Source organism: Streptomyces sp. RLB3-17, assembly GCF_007113425.2.
Lineage (GTDB): Bacteria > Actinomycetota > Actinomycetes > Streptomycetales > Streptomycetaceae > Streptomyces > Streptomyces mirabilis_D.
The window spans coordinates 11966385-11986556 of sequence record NZ_CP041610.2; the positions used below are offsets into that span (position 1 = coordinate 11966385).

Sequence of the window (20172 nt, forward strand, 5' to 3'; positions counted from 1 at the left end):
GTCAGCGCCGCCCTCGCCCAGCGGTACTCCGGCGCCGCCAGACGACGAGGGCGGCCATCCCCGCGCCGGCCGTTCCCAGCCGCCACGCCGCACCGGCGGCACTGGGGTGTCCGGTGGGGGCGGAGTTCGTGGTGCCGCGCTCGCAGTACTCCTTGGCGGGCCCCACGATCCGGTCGCACGGGTTCGGGTGCGCGGAGTGGGCGTCGGTGGCGAAGGCCTGGCCGGTGTGTGGCCACCACGGCTCCGGCGCGCTCGTCCCGAGGGCCAGGACGAGCACGCCGGCGGCGACGGCGATCACTATGAGGATGCTGGTGGCCGCGGTGACGTGCCGGGAGCGGTCCCAGGAAGAAGAGGTCATTTGACGTGTTCCTTCGGACGGGCACCGGCGGGCGGTTCAGAGGCTGAACCTGGGTACGAGGCAGGGCTCGTGCGGCGTCCCGGGGTGGTGGTGATGGACGACTTGATGCGCCGGATGTCGGGGATGGCGACCTTGACGCGGCCGGTGTTCTGCCGGGGGCAGGTCAGCAGGAACTCGCCTTCACGGCCCTTCTTGCCGACAGGGGAGAGGCCGGTGGTCACCAGCCGCAGCAGTTCCGGGTCGTTCGGGTCGAGTCCGACGAACTCAAGGCCCCGGTGGGCGCGTTCGCGATCCGTGGTGCGGGCGAGCGCCCGGTAGGCCATCAGGCCGCGGTCAGGGCCGAGCTCCTCGGCGTCGTGCGATCCGGCGAGCAGGCCTGCGCCGTGCTTGCGGCCGTCGTGGAGGATCTCGTGGACCAGGGCGGTGCCCTCGGCGGACGAGGTCAGCCAGTACAGCTCGTCCAGCACCACGGCGGTGAACCGCTCCGGGTCCTCGAACGCGGTCTGCCGGGCGATGGCCGCGATCAGGTAGAGGACTGCGCGGCCGATCAGGGCTTCCAGCGGCTGCTGGTGCAGGACTTCGGGCTTGTCGAACGCGGCCTTCGGCGGCAGTTTCAGCCCGGTGGTCGTGATCACGATCATGTCGGAGGCGCTGGAGGCGTCCAGCCGCACGGGCGGCAGCGTGGGGTCGAACACCATCGCCGCGAGGGGGTTGCCGGCCACGACGCGGATGAGGCCGGCGAGGGTGGCGGCCGCGTCCTGCCGCTTGCCCGCCTCCGCCCCGGCCATCTCGTCGAGGACCTGAAGGACACGGTGCATGGAGGGGGCGTCACCGGCGGCGGCCCGTTCGACGGCGTGGTGCAGGACCTCCCCGTTGGTGCTCATCGGGCCGATGCCGAGCTGGAGCGTGAGGTAGGACAGGGCGTAGTGGCGGCCTTCGGGGCCGTCGAACATGCGCAGCGGGTCGATGGACACCTCGGCCTGGGCGGCGTCGATGATCTGGCAGCGGCCCGCGGCTGCGGTGCGAGCGAAGGTGGCCCACTCGCGTACCGGGGTGCGGTCGATGCAGATCGCGCAGCCGCCGCGCGCCCACACCGCCTCCGCGATCAGCTTCTCCAGGACGCTCTTGCCCGCGCCCAGATCCCCGACGATCCCCATCGACGCGGACGCGTCCTGCTTCGGCGCATCGGCGACGTTGATCATCACGGGTCGGGTGGTGCCGCAGTCCAGGTCGATGCCGAGGAACATGCCGTTCGGGTCGCCGACCTCGCCCACGGTGAAGGCACCGGACAGCGCCCAGTCCTCGGAGACCTGATGCTGCGTGAACTCCCGGACGGAACCGGGCCGCACGGTGCCGGGCAGACCGAGCGAAAACAGGGCCTCCTGCAGGCCGGCCGGGCGCACCGCCCGGTAGTCCGCGCCGCCGAGCAGCGCCGCCAGCGCGCGGGCCCGGGCGTCGCAGATCGCGGCGGTCGGCCCCCACACGGTCAGCACGGTCACCGACTGCACCTCGACCTCGACCGAGGTACGCGAGAGCCTGGTGTCCAGTTCGCCAAGATCCCGGGCGGCCTCGGTCAGCGAGGCGGGCATGCCGGTGGGGCGGGCGTCGTACTGGTCGGCCTGGTCGATGAGCTCGTTCTTCTTGCGCCGCACCTGGTCGCGGGCCTTCTCCGCGGGCACCAGGGTGAGGTCGACGGTGTAGTCGACGGGGAAGTCCAGGAGTTCCAGCTGCGCGAACAGGTCAGCTGCGTCCTGGCTGACAGCGGGCGGGCACTCGGCCAGCGCCAGCTGCGCCTGATAGCCCACCCCGGCGTCGGACTCCACCTGCAGCCACCGTCGGCGCAGCGGGGAGGCCGAGTTCAGCCGCCACCAGGCCTGGCGTCCCGACCGCGTGATGCGGCCTGCGTTCTTGAGCTCGTCGACGTCGTCGAGTTCGGGGTCGATGCCGCCTTCCTGCAGGCGGACCTGGCCGAGGTCGGCGTAGCTGGGGGAGCGCAGCACGCCCTCCCGGATGTGCCCGCCGAACAGAGCGCTGGCTTCGGCTTCCGCTAGCAGCGGCTCCGGCAGCCCGCGGTGGAGGGCGTGCTGGATCATCCACACGATCTCCGCCGGGCGCCCCGGGCGGAAGGCGATGCCGCCGGCGAGCGCGGCCTCCACCCGGGAGGCCTGCTCCCGGTAGGCGCTCACCTCGCGGCGCGTCACGGGCGCTGCCCGCATGCCCAGCGCCGGAGCCAGTTCCGCCCACATTGCGCCGAGCGACGCAGACACCTGCAGTCCGGCTGTCTCGGTCTGCAGCGGCACCGCCAGCCACAGGGTGCGGAGGTGCATCTCCTGACCGTCCAACAGATCCAGCGTGGCTTCGACGTTCTCCACCCACGGGTGCTCCTGGCCCGACAGCGGTTCGCCCGGCTCGACGCCCTCGATCATGCGCAGCGCGATCTCGCCCGGATCGACCCGGGCGCACAACCCGAACAGCCGCGGCGCCCCGGACAGGGAGCGCACCAGATGCGTGATCTTGGCGAGCTGCTCGTCCCGTACGGCGGCCGGCACGTAGGTGCCCTGCACGGTCTCCTCCAGGCGACCTTGTGCGTCCGGGCCCGGGTGCAGCCGGTAGATGCCCCACACGCTGCCATGCGTTGACCAGACCAGGTGCCCTGCGATGTGACGGATCGGAACCCTCACCGCGCACCCCCCTGCTGGGCGAGCGCTAGCAGTTGCTGCACACCCGACACCGGCCGCACCGGCGCCGCGGGAGCAGCCGGCGCCGGGCGGCGTCGCGTGGACGATCGCGGCGTGGTCGGTGTCCGGCCGGCCGGCTGCCGCCGCGCACGGAACGGTGCGGCCAATGGGACGGAGGCGAACGCGTCCTCGATGGTGAAGCCACCAAGCAGCGCGTGGGAAGTGCGGTCGCGGGCGGCGCGGCCGCCGATCCGCCCGCCGCGCGGCTGCCAGCCGAGCAGCACCCAGCCCAGGGCCGCCTGCATCGGAGCGCGGCCGTTGATCTTCGCCCGGCGCACCGCCCAGATCGCCAGCAGCCAGGCCGCGATCGGGACGGGTCCCATCCACGACCACCAGCTGATGGTCTTGACCAGAAGGAAGCCGCCGCCGACGGCGACCGCGATCTGCGCAGGGGTGTAGGGGCCGAGGGGAATCTTCCAGTCGGCGACCTTGCCCAGGACCCAGGGGTGGCGGCGGGCGGAGGTGTAAAAGCGTCCCATCCGCACCTGGGTGGCGGCGCTCACAGCCAGCCTCCCGCGCCGGCGGAGTGGTCACGCACGAGGGGATCGGTAGTGCGCACGATGCCGGGGATGGCGGGTGCGCCCTTGGCCGGGTTCTTCACCTCGTCGGTGAACATGTTCGCCAGGTCGTTACGCGCGTTGTACAGGCCCAGCGCGATCACCATCAGGAGTAGGGCGCCGATCCCGGCCTTCAGGCTGAACTTCTGGATCATGATGACGACCACGAGGCAGACCAGACCGGCCTGCAGGCCCTTCGTCGCCCACTCCTTGAACATGTTGATCCACGAGTTGCCGAGGTCGTTGAGCTGCCCGGCGAGCATCAGGCTGTGCACCGTGTTCACCGGGCACCCCCGTCCTGGGCGGTCCCGGACTCCAGCGCCGCGACTTCCCACCGGCCCGAGCGGGCCTTGAGCGTGAGCTCGTACGCCAGCGGCCACCGGCCGCCGGAGTCCCGGGCTTCCACCTGCGCGAGGACGCGGACCTTGGTGCCGTCGGCCGGCACCTGCCCGGCCGCCGCCTCCTCGAGAGCGGACACCTGCTGCACCGAGACCGTCGTATACGGCGCGGGGGAGACGGCCGACATCCGCACGCCGGGCGCAAGGTAGCGGTCAACCTCCCCGGCACCGGTTAGGTAGGCGGCGAGGAACTCACCGACGGCGGAGGACAGATCCCCCTCCGGGACCGTCACGCCGTACGACGACTTCGGCACCTCGGTCCGGGCTGGGCCGGCCACCACGCCGGGCGCGCCGGTCACCGTGAACGAGGCGCCCGCCGGGTTGGCGGCCATCGGCACGGCGTAGTAGCGCACCGATCCGTCGGCGTACTGCGCAGCCACCGTCACCGACCACGTGCCGCCCTCGCGCTGTGCACTGCGCACTGCCGTCACGGACTCCGGCTTCGGCTGCGCACCCGCGACCGGGGCGGGGGCGGGCAGCTCGACGTCCGGCGCCATCGACTGCGCAAGCCGCGCCTGCGCACTCGTGGCATCGTCCGCGCTGCTGCGCAGCCAGACGCTGACGAACAGCTGCGCATAACCGCCCGGGTCGGCTGTGGCCGCCGCGGTGCGCACGGCGGTGGGCTTGGGCGGGGTAGCCGCTTGGACCGTGGTCGGGGTGGAGGCGACGGCGACGCACAGGGCGACGGGGCCGGCCGCGATCGCGGTCAGAACCGCCAGGCGTGAAAGGCGGACGCGGCGCCGCATCGACTCCAGCCGGGCGCCGGCCGCCATCGGAGCGGCAGCCTCGCTCTCCGAGGCCTGCTTGCCAGGGGACATGGTCAAACTCCCAGGTCAGAACGGATGTTGCTGACCTCGAGAAAACCGGCCGACCCCGACCCGACCACCGACCACAAACCCCCGACCACGGTCACGATGGGGACACGAAGCCCGTGGTCGGGGTCATGGTCGGCCCGACCACAGGCCCGACCACGGGCAAGCCGTGATCAGAGGACAGGACATCGCGTCCGCCCCGCGGTCCCCAGGCCGACGACCGCTGGGCGACCACGTGACGCCCGGCCAACGGACCCGCACACCGATGCGCAGACGCAAGCCACCCGGAGCCCGCGCGGCGCTTGCGCAGTGCTCCCACCGGACCTGCGCACGTGAAGATCAGGAATCCTCGGGCCGACTGCGCAGCCGCACCGCGCAACCCGACTGCGCAGGATCTTCGGCCGGTTGCGCAGCCCGATTGCGCACCGTCCCTCCCGGGCTGCGCAGTCGGGCTGCGCAACCGCTGTGCACCGGGGGGTGAAGGTGGCGTGGTCGGCCCGACCATGTGCCCGACCACGGCAGCTAGACGGCTGTGTTGCCGGATCGTGACCGATGGTCGGGGCTCGTGGCCGTCAGCCTGGTCGGGGTCGGCGGATGAGCTGACGGCATGGAACACACGCACGCCCCCGCCCCAGTGCCCGTCGGCCGCCTCAGGCTGGTGGGCACGGTGCGCTGCCGTGGCCACCGCGCACTGCCTGCGTCAGGGGCAGCGCGATGAGCGGCTTCGGGGCCGGGGTCCGCCGGGGCGTGATGGCGGCTGATCAGTTCACCCAGGTCGCCAACGGGTTGTTCCGCGACAGCCGGATCTCGTACCGGGCGAAGGGAATCTTCGGCTACATCAGCACGCACAGAAACGGCTGGCTGGTGACCATTGCTGCCCTGGTTGCCTTGGGCCCCGATGGACGAGACGCGGTGCGGGCAGGGCTGAACGAGCTGGAGAAGTGCGGCTACCTCGTCCGCGATCGCGCGCGCCGCCCGAACGGCACCCTCGGAGAGATCGTCTACAGCATCACCGACCACCCCGCCGCCCCGGACGTTCCGCTGATCGACCCGGCATCGGCACCCGCCTTCCTCGAGCCTGGCAGCGACGCCGGGTTCGGCGCGGGGATCCGCCGCGGCGTGATGGCGGGAGATCAGTTCACACAGATCGCCAACGCGCTGTTCCGCGACACCCGGATCTCCTTCAAGGCGAAGGGGCTCTTCGGCCACATCAGCACCCACCGGGACGGCTGGCAGATCACCGTCGCCAACCTGGCCCGACACGGCCGCGAACGCGTAGACGCGGTGACAACTGGCCTGGAGGAGCTGGACAAGCACGGATTCCTGCTGCGCGACCGCGCCCGCAACGCCGACGGCACGCTCGGGCAGGCGCTGTACTTCATCACCGACCTGCCCGCCCTGCAAAACCCCAGCTCACAACCAGAGTCGGGTTATCCAGGATTGGCTGAGCCAGTGTTGGCTGATCCCGGCACTAAGAACACCATCGTTAAGAAGACCAACAAGCAGAAGACCAACCCCCTCCGTCCGTGTGACCGCGGCGACGCCGCGCACACGAACGGAAGGACGGACCCCCTGGACGCGACAGCGTCCCCGGCGCCGCCGCCCCCGGCAGACGAGATGCACCCGGGGATCCGGCTGCTGCTCGAGATCGGGGCGAGCCGTCCTGAACTCCTGCTGACCGGGAAGCCGCTGACCGATCAGGGCCGCGTGGCAACCGTGATGATGGACGCCGGCTGGAGTGCTGCGCAGCTGCGCCACGTCATCACCGACCGACCCCTGCCGCACCCGGTGCGCACCTCGGTCGGCGCGATCATCGCCGCCCGGCTCCGCGCCGCCCAGGCCTACCCGCCGCCCGCCACCGCAGCAGACCACCACGATGCGCCCGCGTGGGACGAGCCGTACGCGTCGGCGACAACGGAACGGTCATCGATGGGGGCCGCAGCCCGCAGCGTGCCCGAGGCCCTGACCTACCGGGCCCTCGTCGAGTGCGCCGGCTGCGGGGTGCCCGCAACCGCCCCCGGTGAAGACCTCTGCCCGGCCTGCCTGGGCTGGCCGCTGTGCCGCACCTGCCCGGGCCCGACTCCCCGGCGGGCCCACCCCGACGGCGACGGCCGCTGCAGGACGTGCGCCTCCGCCTGACCGACCCACTGGAAGAAAGGAAGCAGCCCGTGACGGACACGCTCCGCACACCACCACCAACGCCGACCGCGGCCGCGCAGCACCGGCGCCCCTTCACCCTCGCCCCGGACCGGTGGGAGGCCGAACGCTCACGCGCCGTGCGCGGCGGGCACGTCTGCTGCGGCTCCAATTGCGCGGCCGGCTGCGAGCCCGTCCTGATCCGTGAACGGACGGGATGGGGGTGGATCGACTGGACGGTCCCGGCCGACGGCAGCCTGCCCGAACAGCCACACCGGATCGCCGTGTTCACCCCGATCGCGACCCGGTCCCAGCGCATCAGCCTGCGCTGGCTGGCCAGACGACCGGCACACCGGATCCGCCTCGGCAAAGTGACCGTACGGCCGGCCACGGCCGTCGTCACGGCCCTCACCCTGGTGGTCGCCGTCCTTGCGCCCATGCACGGCGTCCCCTTCAGTATCGTGCTGCCGGCGGCCGCCCTAGCCCCGCTGCTCGTGGAGCACCTGCCTGACCGGCTCGATACCCGCGCCGGCGAGAACGCCCGGATCGTCGAGGACGAAGCCGCCTGCCGCTACCTGCAGCGCCTCACCGCTCTGCACACCGGCCTCGTCCAGGCCGCCGCCGTCAGCAGCGACCGCTACGAGGTGCGGCGCGCCGTCGAGATCGGCCACCACCAGCTGTTCGACGCCGCAGACCTGCTCCAGCGCCACGACACCCGCTCGGCCTCCAGCGAGCTCATCGCCCGGGAGCGCCTCATGCTGCAACTCGCCGTCCAGACCCGCCAGATCGTCACGCCCACGCAGGGCGACGCGGCGGCTGCCCGGCATGACCGGTTCGGCGGGCAGCCTCCGCTGGGTCCCTATCCGCCCGGGCCCCGCCGGCGGCCCCAGCCCTCAGCCGAGCACACGACCCCCGTCCCGCCGACGAAGGAGGAAACGAACATGCCCCAGGACGGTTCCGAGCAGCCCACCGGCGAGGTGTACCTGCTCTTCGCGCACGAGGCCTACTACCCGGCCGCAGCCCAGGAGATCAACACCTCACTCGTAGCCGCAGCCTCCCTGCTGCACCCCCGTGTCCGGCAGCCCGACGGCGCCCGCATCTACGACCTCCTCACCCGCGGCCGCCGGCCAGGCGAGATCGTGCCGCTTGCCACGCTCACCCACGAACTGGACGGCGGTACGCGCTGGCCGGAGGTCGGTGACTGGGAGGCGGTCACCGCGGATTTGCTCCAGCTCATCCAGGACGGTGAATGCGATGCCCTCAGCCTGGGCCTGCCGGACATCGCCCGTGCCCTGGTGTGCTCCGGCCCGTACAGCGAGGTACGGGTCTACGACCCGGCGGCCGGGCGGCATCAGGCGTACGGGCCCGCCGAACGCATCAAGGTCCTGGTCGAGGTCGGCAGGCAACTGGCCTGGGCGGAAGCCGGGTGCGCCCTGTGGCCGGGCGACGGCCTGCTGGTTCCCGCCAACCCCGGAGGCGCCAAGTGATGTTCGGCTACACAGCGTACGAAGTCTGGGCGGACTTCCGCAGACTGCTGACCCGGGGTACGCGCGCCGCCGTTCGGGCAGGGCGGGCAGAAGGAGACAGCACCGGGTCCGTCACCGCGTCCGGGAACCACGGGGGTAAGGCCCCCAGCCCGGCAGCTGAGGCGGGACACAGGCCGTCGCGCCGCCCCAGATAGCCGGGGTACCTGGGAAGCCCGGCCGCGAGCCTTCCTGCGTTGTCTCTCCGGCCAGCGCCTTGGAACGGAAAGAGGGGCTACGGAACCTGGAGAGGAGCTCGAGGTGGCCTCCGCGGGAGCGTTCAGGAAACGGCGATGGCCGGTGCCGCGAAGCCGTGCGGCTTCGCGGCGGAGAGGTGGCTGGCCTCTCCATACCGGCCATCGTGCGGCGTCTGGCCCGCCGGGAGTTCGTCGATCCCTTCAACCAGAGGCCGCGGTCTTACGGTATCCCGCGTGTGACGCGGTTCGGTGTTGCAGTCAGGGCGTCGAGGACCGGCGGGCGGCCAGCTCCTCGAGGCGGGAGCGTCTCCAGCGCTGCTGGCGCGGTCGGCCGGCGCTGCCGCGGCGGTATTCGAACCCGTCGGGCTGCTCGAGATCGGGCAGGAGCCCGTGCCCGAGTGCGCTGATGAAGCTGTCGGCGTTGCCGTATCCGAGGATCTGGGCCGCTTCGGCGGCACCGACCAGGTCCTCGTTCTCGTCCTGGTCGGCGGCCGGCAGCACACCGCGCTTGCGCGCGGCGGCGACAACGGTGGCCCGGCGCCACTTCTTGCGGGCTCCGCCGCGGCTGCCTTCCTCCCTCTCCAGGGTCTCCGGCTCGGGCAGTTCGGGGATGCGCCCCTGGTAGAGGGCGCTGGAGAACGAAGCGACGCTTCCGTAGCCGAACAGACTCGCGACCTCGGCCGTACCGAGCAGCTCGTCGGGGTCCCCGTCGACGGGCACTGCGGGCAGCGCGGTAGCCGGGGCGGAGCTGCGCCGGCCCTTGCCGGGCCGGTTGCTGGCCCAGGCGACGATCGTGCCGCGGCGCCACATCGGGCCGTCGACGTCCTCGTCGGGCTCGGGGAAGTACCCGGGCCGGTCGCGGAAGTAGGCGTCGATGGTGGAGGTGCGGGTGTAGCCGAGAAGCTTGGCCACTTCCCGCTTGGTCAGCAGCTCGTCCTGGTCGGCCTCGAGTACCGCGGCCGGCAGCGTGCGCTTCTTCGGGGCGCGCTTGGCGAAGAACGCCGCGACCTCGTCGTGGCGCCAGAACCGCTTGCGGCCCTCCGTGTGCGCGACCGCAGGGAAACCGCTGTCCGGGTCGTTGCTCCACTCGCTGATCCGGGGCTTGCTCGTGCCGAACTCGGACACGATCTGCGCGGTGTCCACGAGCCGCTCGGCGGGAGACATCGAAACCCCTTTGGAAGGATCGGTAAGGCGGTGCCGGCGCCCGGTCGAGCGCGACAGGTTCGATAATGCCAAAGTTGGTGGGTTCGTGTCCAGCCCAGCACGAGACCGGCTACAGATGTTCCTCGCCAAGAAGGCAGACACCGAAGAGCGCGGCGCGTTCTTCCAGCTCCGTGTAGGCGATGGCGGCCGGCGCGGCCTCCCAGGTCGTGAACGCGAGCGCGGAGACCGCCTCGCCGCGTGTCATCCCCTGCTCCCACGGCGTACCCACGGCAGCGCACCGCTCGGCGAGCTGGACGTCGGACAGGTTCGCGGCCTCCTGGCGGATGCCGGACTGAACGTCGGCGACGCCCTCGCACCAGGCGCGGTGGCCCCTGGCGAGAAGGTCCTGCAGTGCGTCCCGGTCACTCAGGTCCTGGGCACTGGCGGCGAGGTCGAGAAGCAGGGCGGTGGGATTGGTGTCCATGGTCATCTCCTTCATCCACTGTAAGGGGACGTGTGCCGGGCCGGGTCCGTCCGGACCCGGCCCGGCACACGCGGGTATCAGTTGTGGTCGGTGCAGCCGTCGCACAGTGCGCGCCCGCTGCGCCGGGCCATCTCGGGTTCCTTGCGGGGGTCCTTCTTCAGCCTCTCCCGGACCTGCTCCTGCAGGGCGGTGAAGTCCGGCCCATCGTCCGGGCAGACGACGCCGGGGTCGGGTGCCCCGCAGGTGTTGGCGTGGCGGATCAGGTCGGTGATGCGCCAGTCCGCGCGGAAGCTGTCGCCACGCAGCTGCTCGACCTCGGCGTACAGGTCGGCCAGCCGCGGCCGCCGGCCAACCGAGAGCAGCACGTCGTGCGGGAGGCGAAGACACACAGTGAGTAGGAGCACCGGGAGGTCCCGGACCAGTCGACGGCGCCGGGCACGGAGTCGTACGTCCAGCTGTACGGCACCGGTGCGGTGAGGTGCCATTCCTTGACGGCGGCGGTGGACCATTCCTTGACGGGCAGCCACTCGTCCACGACGCGGGCACTGTTGCTCTGGACGGTGCGGAAGGCGGGCTGCTGGCGGCGAGCAATACTCAACCGCGTCGAATCCTCCTGATCGCGATGACTCGCCGTGATCGTGGCTATGGCCCGACGCCAGCCCTTGGTCAGCGGATGGATCACCGAACCAATCAGGTCTCGGAACCACACGGGCTGTTGGCTCTCGCTCATGGAGCTCACGCATCCTGGCGCAGTTCGACGTTCTCCAGCACGATGGATGTGGTCAGGGCGTCAAGGATTACCAGCCAGAACGTGAAAGGGAGGCCGGCTAGTTGGCGATACTGCGGACTTTTGACGGCGCGTGAGATTGGATGCTGCACGATGCTTCTCAACATCTTCGCCATCGGGCTTTCCGTTCTCGCGTTCGCCAGCTCGACGTACCTGGCGTTCGTTCAGGCTACTTTAATGCGTCGGGCGAACTACCTTCCGGCGTATGTCGATTCCATAGCAGTGTTCCGATCTGCCGCATTTCACGACCACCACGCTTTCGTGACTGAGAGTCTGCTAAGAGAATTTGACCCTCAACGCGGAATATCGGGTCTTCCTGGCGAAGCCCGAGAAGCAGTCTACGACATCGCGTACTTCTATCAGAATTTCGCCCTGCTGCGGCTCGCTGGCATCCTGGACGAAGAAGCGGTCGCGTTTGTCCATCAACGTGTCATCAAGGTGTGGGAGGCCCTGGCGCCTTTCGTTGAACGGGAACGAGAGTTGATGGGCACCACGGAAATCTATTTCATGCGAGTGCTCGAAGAATTTGCCGCTGACGCCAGGGATATGGCCCCCGAGACAGTCAACGCCCTCTTGTCCCGCCACCGGAAGCGGCGTCGACGACTAAAGAGAGGTCTAGCGAGGCAGACCGCGCGTTACGTTAACCAGGCGAGGCGCCCACCGGAAGGATAGTTGGAACTCACCTTCAGCAGGAGCGTCCTGGCGGGCGGTCGGATAGCTCAACCAATTGCTCGGAGCGCTTCTTGCGGTCGGGTCCCTCGTCGCTGCGTATGCCCATGACCTTCAGGATCCGCACCGGCCGGCCGAGCTCGCGCTTCAGGCGGCTGACCATCGGCGTCCAGGCGCTGGAGACCACGCTCTCCTTCGCAGCCTTGCGGCAGTACGGGCTGCCAATGCGGGGGAAACGCCCGTATGCCGCTATCTCGGTCAGCAGGCTGTGCGGCATCCGGGTGCCGTCCGGGCCTGGCATCGTGCGGGTGACCTCGGCGTGCCGGTCGGCCGGTACACCGAAGGCGGTGCTCTGCAGCGCGGCGAGCTCGGACACCCCCGGGTAGCGGATGCCGTCGAAGACCACGGGCGGCCACTACAGCACACCGAGGCTGGCGTGGTACGAGATGACCCGGTCGTCCACGTCGGCGGCCTGGGCGGCTTCCATGAACACGGCCATCATGACCGCGCTGTCCTTTCCGCCGGACAGCTGAGGTGCGAGGAGATCGTAAGAGGTCAGATCGGGTGTGCTGGGCGGGCGGTTGGCGGTACGCGAAGGCATGTCAGCTCCAGTGAGTCGGGGAGTGGGGCTGGGTGCGCAGGACGGCATGCAGTCCGAGGCGGGCGGTGACGACGGGGTTTTCGCTCAGGTCGCTGTCGGCTCGGGGTCGGGCTGCTTGGGGTAGGGCCGAGAGGCGGGGATGCCGAGCTCGATCTCCTCCCGCTCACGGCGGGTTCGGCCGAGCCGGAATACGAAGCGGCGTTCTGTGGACATACGCTGTGTTGCCTCATGTCGTGTTGCGGCTGAGGGGGCGAAGTGGCGGACGAGTGGCGGCTGTTCTGGGTCGGTGACGGGGATACACCGTCCGACGATGGTCGGGCGGCGGGGTGGGCAGACCTGACAGAGCGGGAACGCGCGCTCGGGTTGCGCGAGCGGCAGCCGATCCTCGTCTCGCCGGAGGGCCGGGTTGATCCCCGGCTGAGCGAGTGCTTCCGGCGGTCGGCGTTCTCGGCGAAGGCGCAGGGGACTCAGGTCACGTACGCCCCGCTGTACCGGCTGTTCTTCACCTTCCTGTGGCAGCGCGGGCTGAACTGGGACCAGGCGACGGAGGACGACGTCGAGGACTGGGAGGACTGGCGTCGGCGGCGAGCGGAGAACCCGGTGCCGGTCGGCGGCGGGACCTGGGCCAAGGAGCTGGCTGCGCTGAAGCTGCTGTACGACATCGCGGCCAAGCGCGGCTTCGTACCGGCGAACCCGGTGACGCTGCCGCCTCCGTCGGACGTGAAGACCTCGGACGTGAAATGGCTCTCCCCGCGGGCCTTCCGGCTGTGGCGGAACGTCGGGCTCGGCGGGATGCTGCCCAGCCGTCTGGAGGACGACAGGTGGCGCGGCCGGTGCGCCGGCCGGGACACGGCGTACGCCGACCTGCTGTACTCCAGCGGCCTGCGGCGCCGCGAAGGCGGAACCCTGCTGACCTTCGAACTCCCGGTGTTGGGCCAGCGGAACTACTACGCGGGCAAGGTCGGCCAGGCCGTGGCCAAGCGCGCCGGCTACACCTTCTACGTCGGTCACCCGGCGCTCCAGCGCATCGAGGGCTACCGGGTGAGCACGCGTGCCCTGGCGGTGGCCCGCGCTCAGGCGCGCGGCGTCTATGAACGGCTGCCCGGCCTGCGGGTCGTGCGGGAGGTCACCCGCGCCGGACGGGTGCGCTGGACGGACCGGGGTGGCCGGGCGGGCGAGAGCGCGCTGGGGAGGCTGACAGCCGCGGAGCGGATGCGGCTGTTCGTCGATGGCGAGGACGGCCTGGAGCCGGCGATGCTGTGGCTGTCGGAGACCGGGCTGCCGCTTCAGTACACGAGCTGGACGAAGGTGTTCGAGCGGGCCAGCGACCGGTGCGCCGCCCTGGGTTTTGAGGTGTTCGCCACGCCGAAGATGCTCCGGCACTCCATGGCCCTGCGGATGCTGATCTCGCTGCACAACGCGCTGGACCGTCGGCTCGGGCTGACGCCGGCCCAGCGCCTGCACTACGAGGAGGTGTACGGGCAGGTCTGGCTGATGGTCAAGGACCTGCTCGGGCACCGCAGTGAGCAGGTGACGAGGGATGTGTACCTGGAGCCGGTGCGCGGACTGCAGTTGGAGTCGCTGCTGGGCGACGAGGAGAACCCGGTCGACGCGGGGAGGATCGCGGAGCTGTCGGCGCGCACCGGTCTGATCCTGGACGCGGCGTGAGCGGCCGGGGGCGGCGGGCGGCGCTGCCGTCGGCCGACTACCGCAAGGCGCCGGTGCTGGACGCCGACGGGCTGGTGGTGCGGCCGGTCAGCGGCGCCGGGGCGCCGCTGGGGGTCTGGGATTTCCGCGGCAGCCCGGGGCCGGTGGACTTCCGTCGGGCGCTGGTGGCCGCACTGGCGGCGCAGGGCCGGGGCTGGGACAGCGCGGCCACCTACGGCTCGAACGTCGGGACGCTGAAGCTGTTCTTCAAGGACGCGGCGGCGGCCGAGCCGCCCATCACCTCGACCTCGCAGGTCACGGTGGAGTGGTGGAAGCAGTGGACCGGCGGCATCCACGTCCGGCGGGTCCTGGCCGCCGTCGTGCGGCGGGCGCCCGGCGTGCCCGGGGCGACCCGGGCGTTCCTGGAGACGCCGCGGCGCCGACCGCCCGCACGGCGCGGGCGGCGCCGGAAACAGGCGCACACCCGCCAGGAGTTGAAGACGATCCGGGACGCGGCCGCCGCGACGGTACGCGCCGGACGGCTGCGGATCGCGGCGAACACCGCGGTGCTTCAGCGGTGGCGGGCGGGCCGTATCGATTGCGGCGACGGCGAGTGGGGGGTCGGCGAGCTGCTGGATGTGCTGGCCCGCACCGGGGACCTGCCGCGCTACCACAGCAGCAACGACCGGTCGGTGACGGCGCACGTGGAGCGCACGTTCGGCTTCGAGGGCAACGCGGCCTCGCTGACCCGACTGTTCCCGACGGTGCGTGAGGTCGGGGCCGCGGCCGTGCTGCTGATCGTGCACGAGGCGTGGAATCTGTCGGTGCTCAAGAAGATGGACGTGCCCGCGTGGTGGCCGAATGCGGACCGTGAGGACCCGGCGGTGCACCAGGTGGAGACGGACAAGGCCCGGCGCGGCCGGCGCCGGTATGCCAGCAACACCCTCGTCGACGCGGGCGAAGGCTCCAGCGGCCGGGCGCTGCGGCACGTCCTGGAGATGACCGGGCCCGCGCGGACGACCTTGGAGCTGCTCGGCCGCCCGACCAGCAAGCTGCTGGTCGGCCACCGCGGCCTGGGCGGCGGCGAGGCGCTGCGCGACTTCGCCACCGGCAACGTCCTGACGGACGCGATCCGGCGGTGGCAGCAGGGTGCCCGGGAGGACGGTGTAGTGCTGCCGGCGCGGGTGAACGGCCAGGCCCTGCGGCACAGCGCCCAGGCGCATCACGGCCGGGCGCGGAACAACACCCAGGACACCCACGAGCGGGACTATCAGCTCCTTGACGAGGATGTCCGCGACGCCTCCCGCGGCGCGGTCGAGGCCGGACTCGCGCAGGCGGTCGCCTCCGCCCGGCAGACGGTGGCCATGCGCATGGTCGACCAGGTCGACGGCGACGACGAGGTGGACGCGGAGCTGGTGGCGAAGTCGGCCGAGGTCGACATCGAAGTGGCGCGCCGGATCGTGGCCGGCCGGCTGCGCACCCCGGTGGCCTCGTGCAGCGACTATCTGCACTCCGACCACGGAGTCTCCGGGACGCCGTGCGCGGTGTCGTTCCTGCTGTGCTTCGCCTGCCGTAACGCGGTGGCCACCGGCCGGGACCTGCCTCGCATTGCCTACCTCCTCCAGGCGCTGGAGTCGCTGCGCTCCGCGGTGACGCCCGCGGTGTGGACGGCGGACTGGGCCCACCATCACGCCCGCATCGGCGACTTCCTGTCCACCTACACCACGACCGACAGCAGGCCTCGCCTGGTCGCCGCCGTCATCGAGCGGGACCGGGAGCTGATCCACCGCATGCTGGAGCGGAGGCTGGACCCGTGACCACCACATCCACCGACCCGGCCGGGCCCGGCCTTATCGACCCTGGCCCGGACACGTTCGTCCTGCCCTTCGCGCGCCTGCGGCCCGGTGTTGACCCCGCGCAGCTGCCGCGCTTCGGTGACCTCGTCTGGCGGTTGTCGCTGATGAACCGCAAGGAGTCGGTCCGGCCCCTGGTCATCGACTGGAGCCGGTGCCCCGCCGTGCTGCGTCCCGCCCTGATGCGCGCCGCCTTCGCTGAGCTCCACGTGCCGACACCGGCCGTACTGCTCCAGCAGCGGGCCTCGCGCTCTCTGACTCAGCCGTCCAGTCTGCGCAACTACTTCCAGCAGTGGGTCCGCTTCGCGGTGTGGCTCGCTCCCCGCGGCATCACCGAGCTGTCCCAGGTCACCACCGAGGACCTGGAGGCGTACGCCGAGTACCGCCGGGCGGCCGGGCGTCGCTGGCGCACCGACCAGAGAGCCCTGGGCGTCCTCTCGCGCCTGTGGGCCTACGCGCCGTACCTGCCCGCCAGCGATCGCCTGGTCATGCCGCCGTGGGAGGACCCGGCCGCGGTCATGTCCGACTTCCTCGGCACCAACGACGACGCTCCCGACGGGGAGAACGCGATCCCGATCGTGCACCCGGCCGTGATGTCCCCGCTGCTGGTGTGGGCGCTGCGCACGGTGCTGGACTTCGGCGCCGACATCCTGGCCGCCGCCCACGAGCACCGTCGGCTGCTCGCCGCCATCCCCGCCCGGGCCACACCCGGCGGCGTGGACGTTGTCCGCAACCACCTGCGCGGCCTGATCGCAGCCGGCCGGCAGTTGCCCGCCAGCACCGGCCCGGCGGCCACCGCCCTGGCCACCCGCTACGACGGCGCGCTACCGCCGATGGCCAACAGCTTCCTGGCCGCGGTCCTCGGCGTTACCCCGGGCCAGGTCGCCCAAGCCCGCAGCTCTATCGTGGGCGAGTTGCGGCCCGAGCACTTCGGGCCCGGTCCCGTCCTCGACATACCGATCCGCGGCCGGATCGGCGACGCGCTCTGGAAGACGGCGATCGGCTTCGACGAGGTCGACACCCTGGTGCTGCACTTGTCCACCGCCGCGCTGATCTGCTGCGCCTACCTCTCCGGCATGCGACCCGAAGAGGTCCTGGCCCTGCGCCGCGGCTGCTGCACCCGAAAGGACCTCGCCGAGGGCACCGTGCGCTACCAGGTGAGAGGCCAGCACTTCAAAGGCGTCCTCGACGAGGACGGCAACGCGATCCCCGAGGGCGAACTGCGCACGGACCCCTGGATCGTGCTGGAACCCGTCGCCCGGGCCATCACCGTCGCCGAACAACTCGAAGACGGTGAGCTGCTGTTCACCCGCACCCTCTTCCGCGGCGCCCGGCGCCTGATCGAGAAACGCACCCAGCTGTCCTCCGACGCCGCGGTGGAACGCATCCGCGCCTTCACTGCCTGGGCCAACCAGCTCGCCGCCGCCCACGGCCGCACCCACGAGCTCATCCCCGCCGACCCCGACGGCGCCGTGGCGCTACGCCGCTTCCACCGCACCATCGCCTGGTTCATCTACCGCCAGCCCGGCGGCCGGATCGCCCTCGCAGTGCAGTACGGCCACGCGGCCACCGCCATGTCCGAGTCGTACGCCGGCCGCTCCAAGGCCGACATGCTCGAAGTCCTGGACCAGGAGAAGGGCCTGGCCCTGGCCGAGACACTCACCGAGGCCGGCGAGAAGGTCACCGGACCGGCCGCCGACCGCTACCGCGCCGCGGCCGCCGAGTTCTCCACCCGCTACGCCGGGACCTACCTCGGCAAGCGCGAACTGCGGGCGCTGGTCGCCAACCCCCGCCTCCAGGTCTACGAAGATCCGAAAGCCTTCCTGACCTGCAACCACGACGCGTTCACCGCGCTGTGCAACCCGGACCGCCACCGCGCACGCGACGGCAGCCGGGCAACCCCCGACCACTCCCGCTGCCAGCCCACGTGCACGAACATCAGCCGCACCGACAGCCAGATCGACGCCCTGCGCAGCGAGCTCGCCCGGATCGACGCCGACGCCGAAGCCAGTCTCGACCCCTACCCCATCGCGACCCGCGAACAGCAGCGCAAGGCCCACCTCACCAACATCATCCGCCGCCACGAAGCACAGCCCCCGTCCGGCGCCGACACCCAGGAACCGCGATGACCGCCCCCGCCCCCAACGCCGGCACGCCCCGCGCGGCGGACCTAGCCCGGATGGTCGGCGAGGCCCTAGCCCACGCCTCAGCCGACAGCGGGCCCGAGGCCGCCGCAGAGATCCGGGCCATCACCGACGCCATGGTGCGCCTGCTGATCGGCGCCCCGCTGCACTCCGACGGCAAGCTGACCATCGTGTCCCTTGCCATCGAGGCCGGGCTGCGGCGCAACAAGCTCACCCACAAGCACACCGGCCTCAAGGACTTGTTCTACGCCCTGGTCAAGGCCCGCGGCCACGCCCCCGAACCGGTCTCCGAGGCCGCGCAGGCCCGCGGCCGCAAGCACCAGGAGGACCTGGTGCGTGTCCGCGCCGAACGCAACGACCTGCGCTCCCAGGCCCAGCTCCTGGCACGGATCGTCCAGGTGCTGGAGATCGAGAACCACCGGCTCAAGGAGACCAACGCGGCCCTGGAACAGTTGCTGGCCGCACGCACGGGCGTCCCGGACCTCGCCAGCCGGCGCCCGCCGCAGCCCTAGATCCGGCCGTGGGGACCAGGGGAACAGCGAGTGGGGACGAGGACGAAGCGCGGGGTGTGGTGCTTCGCGGCGATATTCCCGCCCCGGGTGCGGCAGGCGCGGCCGGCGGGCGCGTCACAGTTCGGGCAGTTGTGACGCTCTACCGCCAATGCAGCCTGATCGGGCGTGAGATCCATGCGGGAAGTCCCTCAGAAGTGCCTCGCATAACGTGCGGGTTTCGAGAGGACTTTTGCGAACAGCGACCTGCGGAAACGTGACCCACTCCGGGGGTCTCGCAGAACTCTCACAGAGGAACATTTATGAGAATGACCGTGCGTGACGCCCGTGGCCCAAGCTCGCCGAACGGCTCCCGGAGCACGGGTTTTCACTCCGGTGCCCCCATGTTCCGTCTCACTCGACCTGGCCACTTGGACCAGGCTGGGGACGGGCGGTCATCTCGTGACCGCGGTGCATGTTGAAGTCGCGGCACGCTGCACACGGTCGGTTCGACGGTTACCAGCCAAACTCTCGGCCTGCCGTAACCGCCGTCCTGCTAGCAGGGATGATCCACTTGCAAGAGGACTTTACGCACCCGTCGGAATATTGCGAACTAAGGAAGTGGATATGTCTCAGCGCCAGTCCGGCACCGTGAAGCAGTTCGACGACGAGAAGGGGTTCGGTTTCATCACCCCCATGAGCGGTCCTGACCTCTTCGTGCACTTCAGAGCGATCCAGGGAAGCGCCTTCAAGAGCCTCAAGGTAGGCCAGAAGGTGACGTTCGTCGTGGTGCAAGGGCCGAAGGGGGACCAGGCGGACGAGGTCGTCGCGGAGGGCTGATTCCGCCACCGCGCTGCCGTACAGCCGACAGGCCGGGGACGACCCAATCGCGTACCGGGGTCGTGGGCGCGCCTATGCCCCGGCGTAGCTGGAACGCGGCGCGGGCCAGATCGCCTGAGATTCCACCCGGCCCGACGCCTCAACCGATCTGGTCGTCGCCGTCTTCGTCGTCATCGAGCCCGGCCGCGTCCGGGTCCCGCAGCGGGCGCAAGGTGCCGCCCGCCGGCTGGGTGGCGGCGAAGCTGTAACGGCCCAGCACGTTGAGGTTGCGGTGCTTCAGCGGGGAGAGCCGGGCCACGTCCGCATGCGGAACTCGTGGCTCTCGGCGCGGAGCTGGGCGACAGCGGCGTCGATGTACCGCGTCGTCCAGAGCACCACGGCGTTCAGGACCAGGCCGAGCGAGCCGAGCTGGTCCTCCATCCCGTCCCGGTACGCCTGGTGGATGGTGCCCTTCTTGCCGTGGCAGATGTCGCGGGCGAACTTGTGGCGGGACTCCTGGACGGTGAGCTGCTTGTGCATCTGCCGCCGGTAGGTGTCGTCCACAGGGTCTACCACCGCCAGGAGGTGGAGGGTCTTGGCGATCCGCCCGTACTCGGCAAACGCCTGACCCAGGGCGTGGGATGCCCCTCGCGGCCGAACATCCGCAGCAGGTCGTACGCCCTCACCTGGTTGGTGACCAGGGAGCCGGCCACTCGCAGCATGTCCGGCCAGGCGGTGAGCACCTTCTTCACGTCTACCTTGTTGCGGGCCAGCAACTCCAGCGGCCCGTATCCGCCCGCCGCCCCGCTGGGGCGGGC

General features: G+C 70.9%; 19 protein-coding genes and 1 pseudogene. 8 read left to right on the forward strand and 12 right to left on the reverse strand.

What is annotated here, in order from left to right:
* Position 1 precedes the first annotated feature (1 nt).
* Genes FNV62_RS54160 through FNV62_RS54180 form a run of 5 tightly spaced genes read right to left on the reverse strand, consistent with a single transcriptional unit; the run spans position 2 to position 4869 of the window.
* Positions 2 to 358 carry a hypothetical protein gene (locus FNV62_RS54160; protein WP_144316346.1) on the reverse strand — a complete coding sequence of 119 codons (357 nt, stop codon included), beginning with the start codon at positions 356 to 358 and terminating at the stop codon, positions 2 to 4.
* Complete coding sequence (locus FNV62_RS54165; RefSeq protein ID WP_144316347.1) at positions 355 to 3039, reverse strand: ATP-binding protein; 2685 nt, start codon at positions 3037 to 3039, stop codon at positions 355 to 357. Before FNV62_RS54165 ends, FNV62_RS54160 begins: the two co-directional genes overlap by 4 nt.
* Entirely contained in the window at positions 3036 to 3575 is a 540-nt protein-coding gene (locus tag FNV62_RS54170; RefSeq protein ID WP_144316348.1) for a hypothetical protein, read from the reverse strand. Before FNV62_RS54170 ends, FNV62_RS54165 begins: the two co-directional genes overlap by 4 nt.
* Before the next feature lie 20 nt (positions 3576 to 3595).
* Positions 3596 to 3937: a hypothetical protein gene (locus FNV62_RS54175; protein ID WP_144316349.1), complete on the reverse strand. Its 342-nt coding sequence runs from the start codon at positions 3935 to 3937 to the stop codon at positions 3596 to 3598.
* A complete protein-coding gene (locus FNV62_RS54180; RefSeq protein WP_144316350.1) occupies positions 3934 to 4869 on the reverse strand; it encodes a conjugal transfer protein in 936 nt (311 codons plus the stop codon). Before FNV62_RS54180 ends, FNV62_RS54175 begins: the two co-directional genes overlap by 4 nt.
* Before the next feature lie 708 nt (positions 4870 to 5577).
* Here FNV62_RS54180 and FNV62_RS54185 point away from each other — a divergent pair.
* The gene (locus tag FNV62_RS54185) at positions 5578 to 7002 is read left to right on the forward strand and encodes a hypothetical protein (RefSeq protein ID WP_144316351.1); all 1425 of its coding nucleotides are present in this window, start codon (positions 5578 to 5580) and stop codon (positions 7000 to 7002) included.
* A 29-nt stretch (positions 7003 to 7031) separates the two neighbouring features.
* Complete coding sequence (locus FNV62_RS56830; RefSeq protein ID WP_225900773.1) at positions 7032 to 8486, forward strand: hypothetical protein; 1455 nt, start codon at positions 7032 to 7034, stop codon at positions 8484 to 8486.
* A 491-nt stretch (positions 8487 to 8977) separates the two neighbouring features.
* On the opposite strand, the gene FNV62_RS54195 is transcribed toward FNV62_RS56830, so the two are convergent.
* The 3 genes from FNV62_RS54195 to FNV62_RS54205 form a co-directional block, all read right to left on the reverse strand.
* Positions 8978 to 9883 carry a hypothetical protein gene (locus FNV62_RS54195; RefSeq protein WP_144316352.1) on the reverse strand — a complete coding sequence of 302 codons (906 nt, stop codon included), beginning with the start codon at positions 9881 to 9883 and terminating at the stop codon, positions 8978 to 8980.
* A 109-nt stretch (positions 9884 to 9992) separates the two neighbouring features.
* Complete coding sequence (locus tag FNV62_RS54200; RefSeq protein ID WP_144316353.1) at positions 9993 to 10346, reverse strand: hypothetical protein; 354 nt, start codon at positions 10344 to 10346, stop codon at positions 9993 to 9995.
* Between the two features lie 77 nt (positions 10347 to 10423).
* Complete coding sequence (locus tag FNV62_RS54205) at positions 10424 to 10831, reverse strand: hypothetical protein (RefSeq protein WP_205523211.1); 408 nt, start codon at positions 10829 to 10831, stop codon at positions 10424 to 10426.
* A gap of 395 nt (positions 10832 to 11226) precedes the next feature.
* Between FNV62_RS54205 and FNV62_RS54210 the strand changes: the two genes are divergently transcribed.
* Positions 11227 to 11805, forward strand: a complete 579-nt coding sequence (locus tag FNV62_RS54210) for a hypothetical protein (RefSeq protein ID WP_144316354.1) — start codon at positions 11227 to 11229, stop codon at positions 11803 to 11805.
* Positions 11806 to 11818: 13 nt separating this feature from the next.
* Here the strand turns inward: FNV62_RS54210 and FNV62_RS54215 are convergent, their stop codons facing one another.
* The 3 genes from FNV62_RS54215 to FNV62_RS57425 all read right to left on the reverse strand — a co-directional run bounded on the left by FNV62_RS54215 (position 11819) and on the right by FNV62_RS57425 (position 12616).
* Positions 11819 to 12208, reverse strand: coding sequence for a hypothetical protein (locus FNV62_RS54215; protein ID WP_205523213.1), 390 nt, complete (start codon positions 12206 to 12208; stop codon positions 11819 to 11821).
* 9 nt (positions 12209 to 12217) lie between these two features.
* Positions 12218 to 12403, reverse strand: coding sequence for a hypothetical protein (locus tag FNV62_RS54975; RefSeq protein ID WP_205523215.1), 186 nt, complete (start codon positions 12401 to 12403; stop codon positions 12218 to 12220).
* An 84-nt stretch (positions 12404 to 12487) separates the two neighbouring features.
* Positions 12488 to 12616 carry a hypothetical protein gene (locus FNV62_RS57425; protein WP_263986816.1) on the reverse strand — a complete coding sequence of 43 codons (129 nt, stop codon included), beginning with the start codon at positions 12614 to 12616 and terminating at the stop codon, positions 12488 to 12490.
* A gap of 42 nt (positions 12617 to 12658) precedes the next feature.
* Between FNV62_RS57425 and FNV62_RS54220 the strand changes: the two genes are divergently transcribed.
* The 5 genes from FNV62_RS54220 (at position 12659) to FNV62_RS54240 (ending at position 19375) form a co-directional block, all read left to right on the forward strand.
* Positions 12659 to 14071, forward strand: coding sequence for a site-specific integrase (locus FNV62_RS54220; RefSeq protein ID WP_144316355.1), 1413 nt, complete (start codon positions 12659 to 12661; stop codon positions 14069 to 14071).
* Complete coding sequence (locus FNV62_RS54225; RefSeq protein ID WP_144316356.1) at positions 14068 to 15867, forward strand: hypothetical protein; 1800 nt, start codon at positions 14068 to 14070, stop codon at positions 15865 to 15867. The genes FNV62_RS54220 and FNV62_RS54225 overlap by 4 nt, the downstream gene beginning before the upstream one ends.
* Positions 15864 to 18032, forward strand: coding sequence for a hypothetical protein (locus FNV62_RS54230; RefSeq protein WP_144316357.1), 2169 nt, complete (start codon positions 15864 to 15866; stop codon positions 18030 to 18032). The genes FNV62_RS54225 and FNV62_RS54230 overlap by 4 nt, the downstream gene beginning before the upstream one ends.
* Positions 18029 to 18559 (forward strand): hypothetical protein, encoded by a 531-nt coding sequence (locus FNV62_RS54980; RefSeq protein ID WP_205523217.1) that lies wholly within the window; start codon positions 18029 to 18031, stop codon positions 18557 to 18559. The genes FNV62_RS54230 and FNV62_RS54980 overlap by 4 nt, the downstream gene beginning before the upstream one ends.
* A gap of 603 nt (positions 18560 to 19162) precedes the next feature.
* A complete protein-coding gene (locus tag FNV62_RS54240; RefSeq protein WP_144316358.1) occupies positions 19163 to 19375 on the forward strand; it encodes a cold-shock protein in 213 nt (70 codons plus the stop codon).
* 139 nt (positions 19376 to 19514) lie between these two features.
* Here the strand turns inward: FNV62_RS54240 and FNV62_RS54245 are convergent.
* Positions 19515 to 20160: pseudogene (locus FNV62_RS54245) on the reverse strand (Tn3 family transposase); the annotation flags it as partial.
* Between the last annotated feature and the right edge of the window lie 12 nt (positions 20161 to 20172).